Source organism: Halorientalis brevis, assembly GCF_023077655.1.
In genome coordinates this window covers 192,885-209,034 of record NZ_JALLGV010000004.1, presented here as the reverse complement: position 1 = coordinate 209,034, position 16,150 = coordinate 192,885, and the positions used below count along the sequence as shown (strand labels likewise).

At 64.4% G+C, this 16,150-nt stretch carries 18 protein-coding genes; 7 read left to right on the top strand and 11 right to left on the bottom strand.

Annotation, left to right across the window (positions count from 1 at the left end):
- Window positions 1-32: 32 nt before the first annotated feature.
- Window positions 33-896 (top strand): ZIP family metal transporter, encoded by an 864-nt coding sequence (locus MU553_RS09250; protein ID WP_247378046.1) that lies wholly within the window; start codon window positions 33-35, stop codon window positions 894-896.
- A 169-nt stretch (window positions 897-1,065) separates the two neighbouring features.
- Window positions 1,066-1,341: a hypothetical protein gene (locus MU553_RS09245; protein ID WP_247378045.1), complete on the top strand. Its 276-nt coding sequence runs from the start codon at window positions 1,066-1,068 to the stop codon at window positions 1,339-1,341.
- A 32-nt stretch (window positions 1,342-1,373) separates the two neighbouring features.
- On the opposite strand, the gene MU553_RS09240 is transcribed toward MU553_RS09245, so the two are convergent.
- A complete protein-coding gene (locus tag MU553_RS09240) occupies window positions 1,374-1,883 on the bottom strand; it encodes a YkgJ family cysteine cluster protein (RefSeq protein ID WP_247378043.1) in 510 nt (169 codons plus the stop codon).
- Window positions 1,884-2,024: 141 nt separating this feature from the next.
- Between MU553_RS09240 and MU553_RS09235 the strand changes: the two genes are divergently transcribed.
- Window positions 2,025-2,483, top strand: a complete 459-nt coding sequence (locus tag MU553_RS09235) for a pyridoxamine 5'-phosphate oxidase family protein (protein WP_247378040.1) — start codon at window positions 2,025-2,027, stop codon at window positions 2,481-2,483.
- Here MU553_RS09235 and MU553_RS09230 read toward each other — a convergent pair.
- Both MU553_RS09230 and MU553_RS09225 read right to left on the bottom strand, forming a co-directional pair.
- Entirely contained in the window at window positions 2,480-2,806 is a 327-nt protein-coding gene (locus tag MU553_RS09230; protein ID WP_247378039.1) for a transcription factor S, read from the bottom strand. The two genes, MU553_RS09235 and MU553_RS09230, sit on opposite strands and share 4 nt — an antisense overlap.
- A gap of 47 nt (window positions 2,807-2,853) precedes the next feature.
- Complete coding sequence (locus MU553_RS09225) at window positions 2,854-3,828, bottom strand: sensor histidine kinase (RefSeq protein ID WP_247378036.1); 975 nt, start codon at window positions 3,826-3,828, stop codon at window positions 2,854-2,856.
- 163 nt (window positions 3,829-3,991) lie between these two features.
- Here MU553_RS09225 and MU553_RS09220 point away from each other — a divergent pair, with 163 nt between their 5' ends.
- Window positions 3,992-4,549: a response regulator transcription factor gene (locus tag MU553_RS09220; protein ID WP_247378086.1), complete on the top strand. Its 558-nt coding sequence runs from the start codon at window positions 3,992-3,994 to the stop codon at window positions 4,547-4,549.
- Here the strand turns inward: MU553_RS09220 and MU553_RS09215 are convergent, their stop codons facing one another.
- The 6 genes from MU553_RS09215 to MU553_RS09190 form a co-directional block, all read right to left on the bottom strand.
- Entirely contained in the window at window positions 4,550-5,200 is a 651-nt protein-coding gene (locus tag MU553_RS09215) for a DUF8135 domain-containing protein (protein WP_247378033.1), read from the bottom strand.
- Window positions 5,197-6,189 carry a hypothetical protein gene (locus tag MU553_RS09210; RefSeq protein ID WP_247378030.1) on the bottom strand — a complete coding sequence of 331 codons (993 nt, stop codon included), beginning with the start codon at window positions 6,187-6,189 and terminating at the stop codon, window positions 5,197-5,199. Before MU553_RS09210 ends, MU553_RS09215 begins: the two co-directional genes overlap by 4 nt.
- Before the next feature lie 122 nt (window positions 6,190-6,311).
- Entirely contained in the window at window positions 6,312-7,148 is an 837-nt protein-coding gene (locus MU553_RS09205) for an RAD55 family ATPase (protein WP_247378028.1), read from the bottom strand.
- 85 nt (window positions 7,149-7,233) lie between these two features.
- Window positions 7,234-7,857 (bottom strand): hypothetical protein, encoded by a 624-nt coding sequence (locus tag MU553_RS09200; RefSeq protein ID WP_247378026.1) that lies wholly within the window; start codon window positions 7,855-7,857, stop codon window positions 7,234-7,236.
- A 129-nt stretch (window positions 7,858-7,986) separates the two neighbouring features.
- Window positions 7,987-8,199 carry a hypothetical protein gene (locus tag MU553_RS09195; protein ID WP_247378023.1) on the bottom strand — a complete coding sequence of 71 codons (213 nt, stop codon included), beginning with the start codon at window positions 8,197-8,199 and terminating at the stop codon, window positions 7,987-7,989.
- 209 nt (window positions 8,200-8,408) lie between these two features.
- On the bottom strand, window positions 8,409-9,377 hold the full coding sequence (locus MU553_RS09190; protein WP_247378021.1) for a beta-ribofuranosylaminobenzene 5'-phosphate synthase family protein: 969 nt from the start codon (window positions 9,375-9,377) through the stop codon (window positions 8,409-8,411).
- A 120-nt stretch (window positions 9,378-9,497) separates the two neighbouring features.
- Here MU553_RS09190 and ilvD point away from each other — a divergent pair, with 120 nt between their 5' ends.
- Both ilvD and MU553_RS09180 read left to right on the top strand, forming a co-directional pair.
- Window positions 9,498-11,240, top strand: a complete 1,743-nt coding sequence (gene ilvD / locus MU553_RS09185; protein WP_247378017.1) for a dihydroxy-acid dehydratase — start codon at window positions 9,498-9,500, stop codon at window positions 11,238-11,240.
- Between the two features lie 242 nt (window positions 11,241-11,482).
- The gene (locus MU553_RS09180) at window positions 11,483-12,103 is read left to right on the top strand and encodes a DUF6230 family protein (RefSeq protein ID WP_247378015.1); all 621 of its coding nucleotides are present in this window, start codon (window positions 11,483-11,485) and stop codon (window positions 12,101-12,103) included.
- Window positions 12,104-12,236: 133 nt separating this feature from the next.
- Here MU553_RS09180 and MU553_RS09175 read toward each other — a convergent pair whose 3' ends face one another.
- Complete coding sequence (locus tag MU553_RS09175) at window positions 12,237-12,896, bottom strand: helix-turn-helix domain-containing protein (RefSeq protein WP_247378011.1); 660 nt, start codon at window positions 12,894-12,896, stop codon at window positions 12,237-12,239.
- Between the two features lie 150 nt (window positions 12,897-13,046).
- Between MU553_RS09175 and MU553_RS09170 the strand changes: the two genes are divergently transcribed.
- Window positions 13,047-14,729 carry an NADH-quinone oxidoreductase subunit D gene (locus tag MU553_RS09170; protein ID WP_247378008.1) on the top strand — a complete coding sequence of 561 codons (1,683 nt, stop codon included), beginning with the start codon at window positions 13,047-13,049 and terminating at the stop codon, window positions 14,727-14,729.
- A 9-nt stretch (window positions 14,730-14,738) separates the two neighbouring features.
- Here MU553_RS09170 and MU553_RS09165 read toward each other — a convergent pair whose 3' ends face one another.
- Complete coding sequence (locus tag MU553_RS09165) at window positions 14,739-15,947, bottom strand: right-handed parallel beta-helix repeat-containing protein (protein ID WP_247378006.1); 1,209 nt, start codon at window positions 15,945-15,947, stop codon at window positions 14,739-14,741.
- Between the last annotated feature and the right edge of the window lie 203 nt (window positions 15,948-16,150).

Below are 16,150 nucleotides of genomic sequence, written 5' to 3'. Positions count from 1 at the left end.
TTTATTATTACAAACGGGCGTTTTTAACGCAGATGTCTAATAACATGAGCACGAAAATTATTAACTCTCCTGGCTCTCCGTCACTACTCGGAATGGCAGGGGTCGTGGCGTTGACCCTGCTGTCCGGTGTGGCGGTGATTGCTGGGATCTGGAAGATGCTCGTGATCTCGTGGGTGGCCTTCGCGGCGATGGCGGGGGCGATCCCGTTCGGTATCAGGGCCGCCCGCGAGGCGAATCCGACCGGACTGGTCTGGGGCTACGGGCTTGCCAGCGGGGCAATGATAACGAGCGCGGCGGTGTTTCTGCTCCCGCAGGCGATCGGCCTCGATCCGCGAATCGGCGGGTTCGGCGTCGCTGCGGGCATCCTCGTCGGCTTCGGCTCGCACGTCCTCGGACACCGACTCGCACACGTCAACGCTGCGTTCGACAACACTGCCGTCCAGCTCTCTGCGCACGCGCTCTCGGCCGGCGTCATCATCGGGCTCATCTACGGCTCGATGCCGGAACTCGGCCTCCTGCTGGGCCTCGCGATCGTCTCCCACAAGGGCCCTGCCGGCTACGCTGCCGCGCGTCGACTGGCCAGCGCCGGTCGCTCTCCGTCTGTCATTCTGCTGCCCGCTGCCGGCATCGGACTCGCTGGCATCCCCTCGGCGCTCGTCCAGCTTCCGACCAGCCCCGCGATCAACGCCGCGATCTTCGGGTTCGCCGCCGGTATCTTCCTCCACGTCGCGATGGACTTCCTCCCGCGGTGTGAGGTCGGCGGCGAAGTCGGGGAAGTCGCGCGCCTCTCGGACAAGGCCCACCACCAACTCGACCGACTTCGCCTCCACGCCGTCCTGAGTACGTCGCTTGGCGTCGTCGTCGTCTTTCTCACCTGGCTCGCGATCGGTGCCTGAGACTGGCCGTCACCGGTTCGTTTCTGTGCGATCGGTCACTGTGCTCTGCTCCTTCCTGACGATCGACCATCCCTGGCCGCAATATAAGGATAATATATCTATAGTGGACTAATTAGTGCACAATTGGGACAAGATTTATGCCGTAGTCTGACGTTCGTTTAGCCAAGCGATGACAGAATGTGACAACTGTGGGTGTGCGGTCACGCACGTCTGGCGGCACCGCGCGTTCGGAAGCGAAACGCACCGTACCATCGAGTGGGTCTGTGCGGCGTGTCATCCGGACCTTCCCGACCGGTTCACCGACGACGCAGACGTGGGCGGCGAGCCTGTCGCGATCACGGACGGCGGCAAATCCATGTTCGAGTGTCCTACTTGTACGGGGCCAACGGTCAACGGTCAGGGCCTGTTCAGCTGCGTCGATTGCGGCTGGTCCGGACCGTACTGACTACTCACCAGCAGGTCGAACGCCCCCGCTTTTCAGAGCTCCCGACGCGTTTCCGGATCGTCCAGTTCCCAGAGGACGGCCGGGAGAAACGCGTCGAGATTGTCGACGACGCGGCGCTCGGAGACGTCAAGCCCCTCGCAGTGTTCGTGGGCGGACTCGCGCACGTCGACGTGGATCTCGTCGTCCTCGACGGTGACGGTCAGGGGAAACACCGAGCAGCGGGCGGGCTTCCAGTCGTGGTCGGCGTGCAGCGAACAGAGTCCGTCCTCGCGGAGGAAGAAACAGGCGTCGCCGTTCTCGTCGACGTGATCGTCGCGGTCCTTCCGTTCCTGGCGGACGAAGTCCTCGCCGCGGAACGAGGTCGTCGCCTCGGCGAGGTTGGCGCAGTCCGCCAGGGCGAGGAAGTCCGGTTCGTAGAGGAGGACGCCGTGGTGACAGCACCACGTACACTCCTCGACGCACTCGAAGGTCAGCTCGGGATCGAACTCGACCACGGCCTCCTTGCCGGGGTGGACCTCGACGCGACGGGCGTCGGACGACACAGCCGGCCGTTACGCACGCGGCGACAAAAGCCCGCGGTTCGGCGGCGACGGCCCTGCTACCCGCGTTCGACAGTTGCGTGGATCGACCGGCAGCCGTCCCCGTGGCGTAGTTTCAAGGCCGTCGGCCGACAACTATCGTCTATGACGATGGATACCACCGGGCAGTGGATGGGGACGCCCATGGACGCCGACGACATCGACGACCTGCTCGTCGGGAAAGGGTGGGGCATCCTCTCGCTGGCCAGCGACGACGAGCCCTACAGCCTCCCGGTGTCGTTCGGCTACGACGGCGAGGACGTCTCCTTCGTCTTCCTCGAAGACAGCCCCCACGGCCGCAAGTTCGAGTTCATCGACGACGGCAAGACGGCGCGGCTGCTCGTGAACGACATCAGGGGCCGGTTCGACTGGCAGAGCATCGCGATCACGGGGCCCGTCCGGCGGGTCGAACACGACACCGCTGACTGGGACCGGCTCGTGGACGCGCTCGACGACAACGGCTGGTTCTCCAGCGACTTCGAGCGCGCCGACTCCATCGACGACATGCACGGCTGGCGGCTCGAACTCGACGAAGTCCGCGGCCTCGAAGTCAAAGAGCGTTAGTTGTACTCGCGCCAGCGGTAGCCACACTCCTGGCACTTGAAAAACCGCGTCGGCGGTTCGTCGGCCGACCCGGTCTGTTTGATCGTGTACCAGGCCTTGCCGTGGCCGCACTTCTCGCAGGTGACGTCGTTGGCGGTCGGTTTCCCCTCGAAGTTCGCCCCTTCCTCGGTTTCGATGAGTTCGTCGCCGCTTTGCTCTTCGGTGGTGACGAACTGATCGGCTTTCTCCTCGTCTTTGGCCACGCGAGCGCCGCAGGACGAACAGACCATCTCGTCCCCGTCGGCGGCGTGCATCATCGACCCGCACTCGTCACAGAATTGCATAGTGGATACCCCAGACTACGGTCCCGAATCCCATTTGCCTCTTTCGGCTAGAATGGCTGGAGCGACTCGACCTCGGTGACCTCGAAGCGTGCGCCGCCGTCGTCGCCGTCGGTCACCGTGACCGTCCACCCGTGGGCGTCGGCGATCCGCTCGACGATGGCCAGCCCGAGCCCGGTGCCGTCCGTGGAACTGGTCACGCCCGGCTCGAAGACGTCCGCGCGCTCGTCGGCCGGGATGCCCGGTCCGTCGTCTTCGAGGTACCAGCCGGTACGGTCGCCGTCGATGGTGCCGACGGTGATCGACGGGCCGCCGTGTTCGAGTGCGTTGCGCAGGAGGTTCTCGACGAGTTGCTGGAGGCGGTCCGGGTCGGCCTGCAGCGTGGCGGTCTCGTCGGCGAGGGCCAGCGAGGCGTCGGTCGCGTCCACGGTGGCCCAGGCGTCTTCGGCGACGGTCGCGAGGGTGACGCGTTCGGTGTCGTCGAGGACCTTCCCCTGGCGGGCGAGCGCGAGCACGTCGTCGATGAGCGTCCGCATTCGATCGAGCGCGTCCGCGACGCGGCGGAAGTGCTCGGGGTCGTCCTCTTCACGCGCGGCGGCCAGGTAGGTCTCGGCGACGTCGATCGGGTTGCGGAGGTCGTGGGAGACGACGCTCGCGAACGTTTCCAACTGCTCGTTGCGCGCTTCGAGTTCGCGCTCTCTGGCGACGCGCTCGCTCTCGTCGGTGTAGACGAGGTAGCCGCCGTCCTCGGCGGGAATGTGCTGAAGGCGGAACGGGCGCGCGTCGCCGTCCACGGGACAGGTGACGCGGCGGTCCAGCGAGTCACCGCTTTCGATGGCGTCGGCGACGTCCGAGACGGTCACTCCCGACTCGAGCGTCTCCTGGAGTGACACACTGTCCCCCGCAGTCACGTCGAAGGTCGTCTCGAAGGCGGCGTTGATCCGCCTGATGACGATGCCGTCTGCCGAGCGCCCGTAGTGGATGACTGGGTCCGGGTGGACCGCCAGGAAGTCCGACTGCGCCATTACTCGACTCCTCTCGTCGTTGTCAAGCCCAGCTAATAAGTGTACGTACGAACCCGAGCTGTGAGTCCCAGAGGGCGGTCCGACGACGCGAAATTTCGCAAAGGTATTTCAGTGCGTATCGCGGAACACACGCACGAACGTGTCCGGGAAGTTCACGCAGACGGTGCTCGTCGTCGACGACGAAGAAGACGTGGCCGAGGCGTACGCGCTGAAACTGCGCGACGAGTACGAGACGGAAATCGCCTACGGCGGTGAGCAAGCGCTCGAGAAGGCGGGCGACCACGTCGCTGCCGTCCTGCTCGACCGCCGGATGCCCGACATCCACGGGGACGACGTCCTCGTGGAGTTCCGGGACCGCGGCTACGACTTCCCCGTCATCATGGTGACGGCGGTGGACCCGGACCTCAACATTCTGGAGATGGATTTCGACGACTACCTCTGCAAACCCGTCGACAAGGACACGCTGCTCTCGACGCTCGACCAGCACGTCGACACGCCTGGGTCGGACCCGCGACTCGACGAGTTCTTCCAACTGCTGTCGAAGCTGTCGGTTCTCGAAGCCGAGCGGACGCCCAGCGAACTCGAAGACGACGAGGAGTTCAACCGGCTCAAGCGTGAGGCCGTCGAACTGAGCAACGAGCTCCGGGAGTCGATGGACGACTTCGAGGAAGTGGTCGAAACCTACCGCTCGCTGGAACGGGGCTCCGGGCGCTCCCTGTAGTCAGTCCGAGCCGATCTCGCCGACGCTCTCTTCGAGCGCTCGCTGCTCGGCGACGACCGGACAGTTCACGAGCCGCACCTGCTCCATGTCGAGGAACTCCACGATCGCGGCTCCCTCGTAGGAACACGAAGCTGCGGGCGGCTCGGAAAAGTACTCACAGCGCTCGCAGAACCTGTGTTTCGAGACCTCGTAGAAGACCTTCTCGTCGAACTCCGGCATTCCTTCCGCTTCGGCGGCTGAGAGCACGTCCCAGACCGCGTCCGGGTCGATCTCGTCGACGCCGACCGACTCGAACGCGCCGAACGGATCGTCGTCCGACCCACCCTGGGTCCCGGCGCTGCTGAAAGAGTCGAACGGGTCGTCGGTCGCGTCCGCCCCGTCGCCGCTCTCGTCGGTCGCGTCCGCGTCCGAGTGCGCGTCGCTGCCGACGGGTCCCTTCGCTCCGTCGTCCGGTTCGGAGATCTGAGAGAACGGGTCGTCGGTCATGCGACCCGGCGGCGTCTGATCGTCGTCCGGCGGCACTGTCGGCTCGCCCGCGTCGCTCGTCTCCTCGGCGTCGTCGGGTCCCTCAAGGTCTTCGAAGGGATCGACGTCGTCGGGGGCGTCGAACGACTCGAACGGGTCGTCGCGCTCGTCCGAATCGTCACTCACTGGCGCTCACCGTCCGATGCGGCCTCGATCCCCTGTGCCTTGACCAGCTCCGGTTTCCCGAAGAAGCCCGTGCCCGGCGTGACGTCGGTCACCGTCGCGTTGCAGTGGGGACATTCCGGTTCGGTCAGCAGCGAAATGGCGACGCCCTGACCACAGGCCTCACAGCGGGCGCGCTCGACGTCGTGTTCGGCGGCCGTCCGTTTGAGCTGCTCGACGGACGTGTCTCGTTTGTTGTCGAACGCCGCGTTCTCACGCAGGTCCCTGACGACGTACGCCACCGTCCGCAGTTTCTCCTGCATGTCCTGGACCGTCTCGTCTACCTCGTCCAGGCGCTCCTCGTAGTCGGCCCCTTCGGCGTCGAAATCCGCGCGCAGGTCGTCGATCCCTGCGGCGATCTCCTCGGTCTCGGCGGCGAGTTCCGAAATCCGGTCGTCCAGCGCCTCGTGCTCGTGGTCGGCCGGGGCCTTCTGGTCGGTCTCCTTTTTGACCTGGATCACGCGATCGCGAACGTCCTCGATCTTCGCCACGAAGTCCGACTCGACCGACTGGAGCTCGCTCTGGAGCTGTTGGCTCGCCTGCTCGGCTGCCGTCTGGGCCAGGTCCGTCGCCCGCTCGTCGAGGGTCTCGGCGAGGTGCTCGTCAACCGCCGCGGAGACCTGCTCGTCGACGGCGGCCGCGACCTGGTCGTCGAGCGCCGCCTGCACCTGTTGTTCGACGTCGATGCGGTCGGCGACGGCGCCGGCGATGTCCGAGAGCCGCCCGGCGATGATGTCGCGGACCTCGTCTTCGAGATCGGTCGTTCGGGCGAGGAGATCGGCGTCGATCTCGGTGCCGTCGTCGAACTCTTCGGTCGCCTGGTGGGCCGCGAGCAACTGTACCAGAACCGTCTCACGGTCGGTGTCCCGGTCGGCGGCCTGCTGGTCGATCCACTCTGCGATCTCCGGCGGGAGTGAAACCGACACAGGCTCGTCTGACGGCTCGCTGGCCATCTACCGGACGTTGACTGCTACGATAGTTAAGAGTTTGCCACTCCTTATCAAATTGTAAAACAGTCTCGCCTGGAAGTAAGGCGGTCCTACCGGTCGGTTTGGGGGATCGCTGACGGGACGTGTCAACGAATCTTTCGAACGTCGCTGATGTCGAACCCGGCGTCGCCGATCTCCGTCTCGAAGCGGATGATGTTCTCGTCCTGGATCCGCGAGAGGACGCCGCGGAACTTCTTGAACACGAGCGTCCGGGCGCGTTCGCTGCCGCCCTGTTCCCACTCGAAGATCATCGCCCCGTTGGCCGCGTCGATCAACTGTCCGTGTTCGACCGCCGTGACCGTCTCGTGGTTGACGTGGACGAGGATGAGACCGTTCCATGAGTGGGCGGCCTTCTGGAGTCCCTTGAGGAGGTAGACGATGTCCGACCAGTCGTGTTCGTCGCCGATGGCGCTGATGAGGTCCGACAGCGAGTCGAGGATGACGAGGTTTCCCCGTGCGTGCTCGTTGAGGTAGTCGCCGAGCGCGGCGAACAGCTCTTCGCGGTCGTGACGGCCCGCCATGTCCCGGATGTGAGTCGTCTCTTCGGCGTACCACGGTCGCGGGACGCTGCTGGTGTGGAAGTACACTTCCGCCATGTCCATGAACTCGACCTGATCGAAGCCGGATTCGACGACCTCCGCGTCCATCACGCGATTCATCTCGCGGTAGAGCTGGTCGCTGTCGGCGGTGAAGGAGATGTAGTGGATCTCGTCGGGGAGGTCGGCACTGGACGCGAGGTCGCCGTAGTAGAGGTCGTGGAGGTCCTGGTCCGTGAGCCCCAGGCCGTTCACGATGGCGCTCGTGTACATGAACTCCCGCGAGCCGGCCCCGGACTCGCCCGACAGCAAGACGACGCTCCCCGGCGGCGCGCCCCCGTCGATCAGCGTATCGAGTTGTCGGATGCCGAAGGGGATGCGGTCCATACCGCCCAATACGGACGCGGTGCCGTAGTTGTTACGGGGATTCTGACCAGTCAGACTTTCGGTACAGAGTCAGACAAGATCCATACTACGAATTGCTTCGATTACACCCGCTGTAGAGGATAACTGATGCGGACTCCTCTTCAATCTGAAGTTCGTCGAGACGTGATGAGATCTCTGCTTTCGTCTCGTATCGAGAGAAGATGGACCAAAAACGCCCACTGCCTGCTGTTGCGACTTGCGAGATGCGGACAGCATCAGGGAATACCTCTTGGACTTCTCCCATCGAAGGTGTAGCGGGGATACGAATCTGACTTCGGATATCACAGACTGGTTGACCTCTCCAAACGATAGACGACATGCTTCGCACTTCGTATCCTACTCTGTCGGCCGTTTCACTGAGCTTCCGATGGTCGTCAGTCTCGAAAAAGACCATTTGGACGTCGTCGCCGGTGAGAATCACCGGTGCAGGTGAATCGAACTGTTGCCTGATCTCCTCCGGCGAAGGGGCTTCGAGAACGAACATCAATCCTCGCCACGGCGAACTTTCACTCCCGAGCTTCGATCCTTGTGGACTCTGCTCTCGATCTCCCTCCTGAGATTCCGAGACGTTCTGTTCACCGGGGGATTCCGAGGCATTCTCTGAACATCCTGCAACGGCCACGGAAGTAGCCACGACGGAAGTCTTTCGCAACAGTTCACGACGTTGCATTCGAGAAGACACTCAAAGGAAAATGATAAAAGATTTTTCAATAAATGGCCGTCTCTCCCATCTAATATTCGACGACAGAGTCACTCTAAGCCGGAACACTCTGCGTCTGGTTCTCGGGACAAAGTTGGACTATTCTTCGATTTCTGGATTGATATGGACTTGAACTAAGTAATCGAGGAAGCCCAGAACCAAAATAATCACTACAAGAACAAGAGTAGCTAAAGCCATGTTTGTTACCGTGACTGGGATTCCCTCTAAACTGCCTACAAGTGTCCCAGCTATGGCAGCAATTGCATATCTGAAAGCCTCTGCAACCGATTTTAAGTACCTATCTAAACTCATTTTGGTCCACAATTAAGCATAGGTTGGACCTACCTCCCAATATACATGTCCGATTCTGGCACCAGAGTCGGATAAGTCAATATGTTTTGTTTATTTGTCAATAGAGGTGGTGGGGATGGTATGACCTGAGCTGATCGCGATCCATAATTTCCGGACAGACCGCTCACAAGCGCTAATATACTAAACAATAGTCACCTCGGTCCGACTCCTTACCGTTCGACGCGAACGCCGCGATTCCGCGGCGCGGTGACGAGCACGCGGCCCTCGACGCCTGCTGCCCCCAGAGCGTCCCGTGCGGCCTCTCGCGCCTCATCCACGCCGCGCTCCTGGGTCACGCCGTACACGGCCGGCCCCCACGACGACTGGCCGGCCCCGGCGATGGCGGGGCAGTCGGCCAGTCGGTCGACGATGCGGCCAGCGGGCGGCCGGTAGACGCCGCCCTGCTCGTCGGCGTACCAGGCGCCGTTGAGGCGCCCGAGTTTCGCCACGCCGGCGCCGAACGTCTCGCGGTCACCTTCCGCAGCGGCCGGGAGCACCCGTCGGAGGAGCACGCCCCCGACTTCGTCGGCGATCCCGGTGTCGGCGCGTTCGACCACCGCGCGCATGCTCTCGTCCTCGCGCTGGCCGCTCCGTCCTTCGCTGGTTTCCGGGACGACGACGACGAACCGCCAGCTCTCGGGGAGTTCGTGTCGCGCCGTCACCGGGGGAACGCTCCACTGGCCGTCGGCGGGCGGTGCGGCGGTGAACAGTTCCGTCGGGTGGCCGCCGTCGACGACGAAGCCGCCGTCCGCGAAGGCGGCGACGCCGACGCCGCTCCGTCCGCCGCGACCGAGCGCGGGAGCGTGCTCGCGGACCGCCGGGTCCACGTCGTAGGCGCCGGCGATGGCCGTCAGCGTCGCGAGGGCGAACTGCGTCCCGCTGCCCAGGCCCACGTGGCGCGGGAGCCGGTCTCGAACCTCGATCTTGGCGCCGTCGACGCCGAGGAGGTCGACGGCCGTCCAGGCGTACTCGGCGGCGAGGTCGTCGTCGCAGCGGATGCCCTCGGCCGGTTCGGCTTCGACGACGACCCGGGGCTCGTCGAGGGCGACGCCGACGCCGCCGTACAGCCGCTCGCGGGCGAGCGAGAGGTTCTGGAACCCGAAGTGGAGGCGAGCACCGGCAGCGACGCGAGCGGTCATTGTCGGTTAGTTCTCGCTCCGATGCTAATGCGTTTCGGCACCGGCACTCGCGACGGGTGCGGTCCGAACCCGACTGCGGCATCCGGGCAATTAAAGCCGCCACGGGGACTGTCCTCGATTATGAGTCAGGAATCCGAGCAGCGGACGGCGTCCGACTATCACGAGAAGCCGGACGACCTCCCGAGCAACGACGTGACCGAGGGGGCCGACAAGGCCCCGCACCGGGCGATGTTCCGCGCGATGGGGTACGACGACGAGGACCTCGTCTCCCCGATGGTCGGGATCGCCAACCCCGCGGCCGACATCACGCCCTGTAACGTCCACCTCGACGACGTGGCGGACGCTGCCTACGAAGGCACCGACGAGGCCGGCGGGATGCCCATCGAGTTCGGGACCATCACTATCTCCGACGCCATCTCGATGGGGACCGAGGGGATGAAAGCCTCGCTGATCTCCCGCGAGGTCATCGCCGACTCCGTCGAACTGGTCGCCTTCGGCGAGCGCATGGACGGACTGGTCACCATCGGCGGCTGTGACAAGAACATGCCCGGGATGATGATGGCCGCCATCCGGACGGACCTCCCCTCCGTCTTCCTCTACGGCGGTTCGATCATGCCTGGCGAACACGAGGGCCGCGAAGTCACCATCCAGAACGTCTTCGAGGGCGTCGGTGCGGTCGCCGACGGCGACATGACCGAGGACGAACTCGACGACCTCGAACGCAACGCGTGCCCCGGTGCGGGTTCGTGCGGTGGGATGTTCACCGCCAACACGATGGCCTCGATCTCCGAGGCGCTCGGGTTCGCACCGCTCGGCTCTGCGTCCCCGCCGGCCGAGGACGAATCGCGCTACGACGTCGCCCGCGAGGCCGGCGAACTCGTCGTCGACGTCGTCCAGGAACGCCGCAAGCCCTCCGATTTCCTCACGAAGGAGTCCTTCGAGAACGCCATCGCGCTCCAGGTCGCTGTCGGCGGCTCCACGAACGCCGTGTTGCATCTCCTGGCGATGGCCGCCGAAGCGGGCGTCGACCTCGACATCGAGGACTTCAACCGCATCAGCCGCACGACGCCGAAGATCGCGGACCTCCAGCCCGGCGGCGAGAAAGTGATGAACGACCTCCACGAGGTCGGCGGCGTTCCGGTCGTGCTGAACGCGCTCCACGAGGCTGACCTGCTCCACGGCGACGCGCTGACGGTCACCGGCGACACGATGGCCGAGGCACTCGAAGCGCAGGATCCGTCGGCCATCGAGGACCTGGACGCGGAGTTCCTCCACACGGTCGACGATCCGATCCACGAACGGGGCGCCATCCGCATCCTCACCGGCAACCTCGCGCCGGACGGCGCGGTCATCAAGATCACCGGTGAAGACCACCTCCACCACGAGGGGCCGGTCCGCATCTTCGAGGACGAGGAAGGTGCTATGGAGTACGTCCAGGAGGGACACGTCGAGACCGGTGACGTCATCGGCATCCGCAACGAGGGACCCCGTGGCGGACCGGGGATGCGCGAGATGCTCGGCGTCACGTCCGCCGTCGCCGGGCAGGGTCACGCCGAGGACGTGGCGCTGTTCACCGACGGCCGGTTCTCGGGCGCGACCCGCGGGTTCTCCATCGGGCACGTCGCCCCGGAGGCGTACGTCGGCGGCCCCATCGCCGCGCTCGAAGACGGCGACGTCGTCACCATCGACATCGACAATCTGGAACTCTCCGTCGACCTCTCGGACGAGGAGATCGAACAGCGGCTCGACGCGCGTGACGACCCCGAACCGTCCTACACGACCGGCGTGCTCGCGAAGTACCACCGTGACTTCGGCTCGGCCGCCAACGGAGCAGTGACCAACCCCGGCGCGAAGCGGGAGTAACGAGCACACAACCGCTCGCGAGCCGTTTCCGGCCGTGTCTGGCGGTCCGTTTTTCTTCGGCGTACTTGGTACGGCGCTCGTCGAGGCGACACTCTGTTTATAAATAACCAGTGATATAGGGGATAAGTATAAGGTGAGTAGATGAGAAACAAACCTGTGCCCTAGGGGGGAACGAAGTGTACGATAAAAGCATCCTTGCGAAAAGTACAGGCGCATCGCTGGGGGTTGTCGCCGTCGTCGGCATGCTCTTTTTGAGCACCGGAACGGCGTTCGCAACACCCATCTCAGGTATCGGGGGGTTCGTGATCGAGGCGGACACGATCACGGGGCAGGACCTCATGCTGTACCCCGGTGACGGTGACGCGGAGAACTACTCGAGCGGCGAAGGCTATCCGCAGGGCGTCGTCGAACTGAACGGCGTGACGATTGACGATCTGAAGCTCATCAAGCGCTTCAACCTCAATCAGTACAACGTCGCCGACGCCAACGCGCGGCTCGTCATCACCGCCGGTAGCGGATCCGCGAACGTGACGTCCGGACAGCTGCTCCTCAAGACGCCAGAACTGTCAGCGACCAACGCTGAGTTCAGCGGCCTCGAGATCGACGAGGAGAAGACAGCGAACACCAGGAAGGGTATCCACAACATGATCACGCTGCGCGCACCGGGGAACGCGACCGAAGCCTCGGTCACGCGCCAGGTCAACCTGACCGGCGGTTCCAACCCCGGTCTGCTGCTCGAGGGCGCGCAGATCCGCGCGACCTACCTCGCGACCAATACGATCACGCTGCCCGACCTCGGCCTCGAGGTGCAGCTCGACACCAACAACAACGGCAACTACACCGATCCGCAGGACTACACGTAACGTAGTCACCTCGCTGACCGCGAATTTTTTCGACCCGTCGATCCACCGTGCAGCTCGACTGCTCCCCTCGCTCGGCGCCGAGTACCGGACGCGAAGTGCATCCGCCGGTGGCGTTTCCGCCAGCTCTCGACGCTCACTGAGACGCCGTGACTGCCTGGACGAGTCGTGCTTCGGCTTTTCGGAGGTGGTTCGAGGCGGTGCTCGGTGCGCAGTCGAGGCTGGCAGCGACGTCCTCGACGGTTCCCTCCCGAGGCACCTCGTAGTAGCCGTGGGCGAGGGCGGCACTGACCGCCTCCTGCTGCCGGTCGGTCAGCAGTGACTGTGACGGCCGGAGGCCCTGGCCGTACTCGCCGACCTGGTCGATCTGGACGTCGATCTCGGCCGGGATGGCGTCGACGGTGGCCTGGACGTCCTCGCTACGGCCGACGATTGCGACTTTGGTCTCGCCGTCTTCCGTGTACTCGATGGGCGGAATCGCCAACACGCGCCGTTCGAGGAACGGTTCGCGGAACTGGTCGTCCACGTCACGGGTTTCGTGCTCGATGTAGACGTAGAACGAGTCGCCGTCGATTCGCGCCGTCTCGTAGTCGACGACGAACGCGGAGTCGTCGAGTGCAGCGGTGTACGGGTCCATGGCACCGACGATCCGAAAGAGGATGATGTCGAGGTCCTCGGCGCTCGTGTTCCAGTTCAACAGCTCGGCCGTGTGCATCTCGTCGTGGCCCATGAGAAACGTGTGCATCGGATTGCGCCACTCGGGCGGCTCCCGGAGCGTGAGATGCAGGTACTTCATCGTCCGACTGCTGACCGGCCATTGATAAATAGGCTAGTGACTACGAGTCAATCCGTTTGCCAGTTCACTTCGAACTCCCACTGTCATGAACGGACGCGACGCTGCAGAGTCGACGCCAACGGTGAGCGCCGTCTCGGGGGTGCGTCGCCGATGAGTCTCGAAGAGCCAGCGCCACGCGCGGGCGAACTCGGCGCGACGGAGGCGGGCGTGGACTACGACCGCCTCGCTCAGTTGCTGGGCGAGAAACTTCTCGCTCGCGAGGACCACGGCAACGCCGAGGGGTTCGTCGTCCGTCCCGACGACGTCCAGGACGTCCTCAGCACGCTCAAGCGAGACGCCGGCTTCGACCACTGCGCCTGTCTGACCGCCCAGGAGTACCGGGACCGCTACGAGTCAATCTACCACCTCCGGAAGTACGACGACCCGACCCAGGAGCTGTCGGTCGTCGTCCCCACGAGCAAAGACGACCCGGTGAGCCAGTCTGCCGCGCCGGTGTTCCCCACGGCCGACTGGCACGAGCGGGAGGCCTACGACCTGATCGGCATCGAGTACGAGGAGCACCCGGACCTCCGTCGGATTCTCCTGCCCGAGACCTGGCAGGGCCATCCCCTGTCGCTCGAGTACAACCAGACCCAGCCCCAGATCGTCACGCTCCGCGAGCACGCCAACCCGCTGGAAGAAGACCATCGCGGCGAGGGGAACCACGCGGACACGATGTTCATCAACGTCGGGCCGCATCACCCCTCGACCCACGGCGTGCTCCATCTGGAGACCGTGCTGGACGGCGAGCAGGTGGCCGACGTCGACCCCGACATCGGGTACATCCACCGCTGCGAGGAACAGCTGTGTCAGCAGAGCACCTATCGCCACCAGATCATGCCGTTTCCGGACCGCTGGGACTGGCTCTCGTCCGGGCTGATCAACGAGTGGGCGTACGCCCGCACGGCCGAGGACCTCGCGGACATCGAGGTGCCCGAGTACGCGCAGGTCATCCGGACGATGGGTGCGGAACTCTCGCGGCTGGCCAACCACTTTATCGCCATCGGCACGTACGCGCTGGACATCTTCGGGGAGTTCAACGCCGCGTTCATGTACGCGATGCGCGACCGGGAACTCGTCCAGGACGTCCTCGAAGATCTCACCGGCCAGCGGATGATGTTCAACTACCTCCGGCTCGGCGGTGTGGTCTGGGACGTCCCGGAACCCCGCGAGGAGTTCTTCGCGAACGTCCACGAGTTCCTCGATGGCCTCCCCGAGAAACTCGACGAGTACCACACGCTGCTGACCAGCAACGAGTTGTTCCAGATTCGCTGCGTCGACACCGGCGTGTTAGACCCCGAAACCGCGAAAGAGTACGGCGTGACCGGACCGGTCGCTCGTGGGTCGGGCATCGACTACGACCTGCGGCGCGACGACCCGTACGGCTACTACGACGAACTCGACTGGGAGGTCGCGACGCAGGACGCCGGCGACAACTACGCCCGGGTACTCGTCCGGCTGCAGGAGATCGAAGAGTCCGCGAAGATCGTCCGACAGTGCGTCGACCTGCTGGCGGACTGGTCCGAAGACGACCGAACGCTGCAGGCCAACGTCCCGCGGACGCTCAAACCGGAGCCCGACACGGAAATCTATCGGGCCGTGGAGGGTGCGAAGGGGGAACTCGGGATCTACATCCGCTCGGACGGGACTGACACGCCCGCCCGGTTCAAGATCCGCAGCCCGTGTTTCTCGAACCTCTCGGCGCTGGCGGAAATGGCAGCAGGCGAGTACGTCGCGGACCTGGTGGCGACTCTCGGCAGCCTCGATACGATCATGGGCGAGGTTGACCGCTGAACGCGGTGCCTACCCGTCGGTTTCGTTGTCGGCGGTCGTCGTATCGAGCGGGGTGACGATCCCGTTCCCGACAGTCGCGGTGAGCGTGTACTCGCCCGAGTCGAACGTGACGTCCGAGAGTTCGCGCCACTCGCCGTCCTCGTACTGCCAGAGTGCGGGCGTCGTTTCGTCCCGTTCGTCGAGCGTTATCGACACAACTGGCATGCTCGGGCCGTCTTCGGCGCGCGAGACGTTGATCGCCGGCCCGACCGCTTCGTAGCCCTCGGGCGCGGCCGGCGGTTCGGCGTCCGTGATAGTCGCCGACCCAGCGGTGAGTGAGACCGTCCCGCCGGGGCCCATCGTCAGTGCCTGGACGGTGACGTTGCGCGACTCGACGGCGGCGTACACCGCGCCAGTGTTGTTCTGAACGGTGACGTTCTCGAACCGTGCCCCGGCGACGGCCGTGAGCGAGAGGGCGGTCTCGCCGTTGTCAGTCGCCGTGAGGTGGCTCATCTCGACGCGGCCGCTGTCGAGCATCGTGAGCCCGTCGCCCCCGTTGCTGCTCGTGGTCGTGTTGACGAACTCGGTGTTCCAGGCCGGACCGATGCGAATGCCCGTTTCGCCGTTCTCACGGGCCGTGGTGTTGACGAGCCGATTGCCGTCGAAGTCGTTGCTCGTGTACAGGCCCGTGCCCTCGTTGTTCGCGACGGTCGTGTCGTGGAACGTCGAATCGGTGACGTCCCGCGTGAGGACGCCGTCCTCGTTGTCCGTCGCGGAGGTGTTCTGGATGGTGATCTGCGAGCTTTCGGTCACTGTCAGCCCGTTCTGGCTGTCTGTGACGGTAACGGAACTGAGCGTCGAGTCCGTCACGTCCCGGTAGGTGACGCCGGTTCCCCAGTTGGCGACGTGGACGTTCCGGACCGTCACGTTCTCCAGCAGATCGCCGCCCTCGGACGCGGAGACGAGGATACCCGTCCCCGTCGCGTTCTCGCCGTTCGTCCCCGTGATCGTCTGGCCCTGTCCGTCGAGAACGACGTCGCTCGATTCGATGCGGATGCACGTGTCATTGGCGGGCGCGCTCACGTTGGCGGAGAGTTCGTACGCTCCCGGCTCTGTGATCGTCGTGCACTCGGTGACGGTCTGTGTCGTTGCAGCCGTCGCTCCGGCGGTACTCCCGACGACGACCCCTGCGACGAGTGCGGCAACAGCTACTGTCACTGGCCCTGGGACCCATTCCATATCCGTGGCTGGAATGCCAGTCAATTAGTTAGAAACCGCGTATTTCCAGATAAGCCTGGCTTAGAACGTCCGGTCCCCGGTCACCGCCGCACCGACGGGCTTCGATCGACGAACCGGAATAAACTGTTCAAGCTTACGTCTACGGGCTTGGACAACTAAACGTGTTTGGCTGTTCTCTCCAGGCGAGAATCTGGGAACGAGAT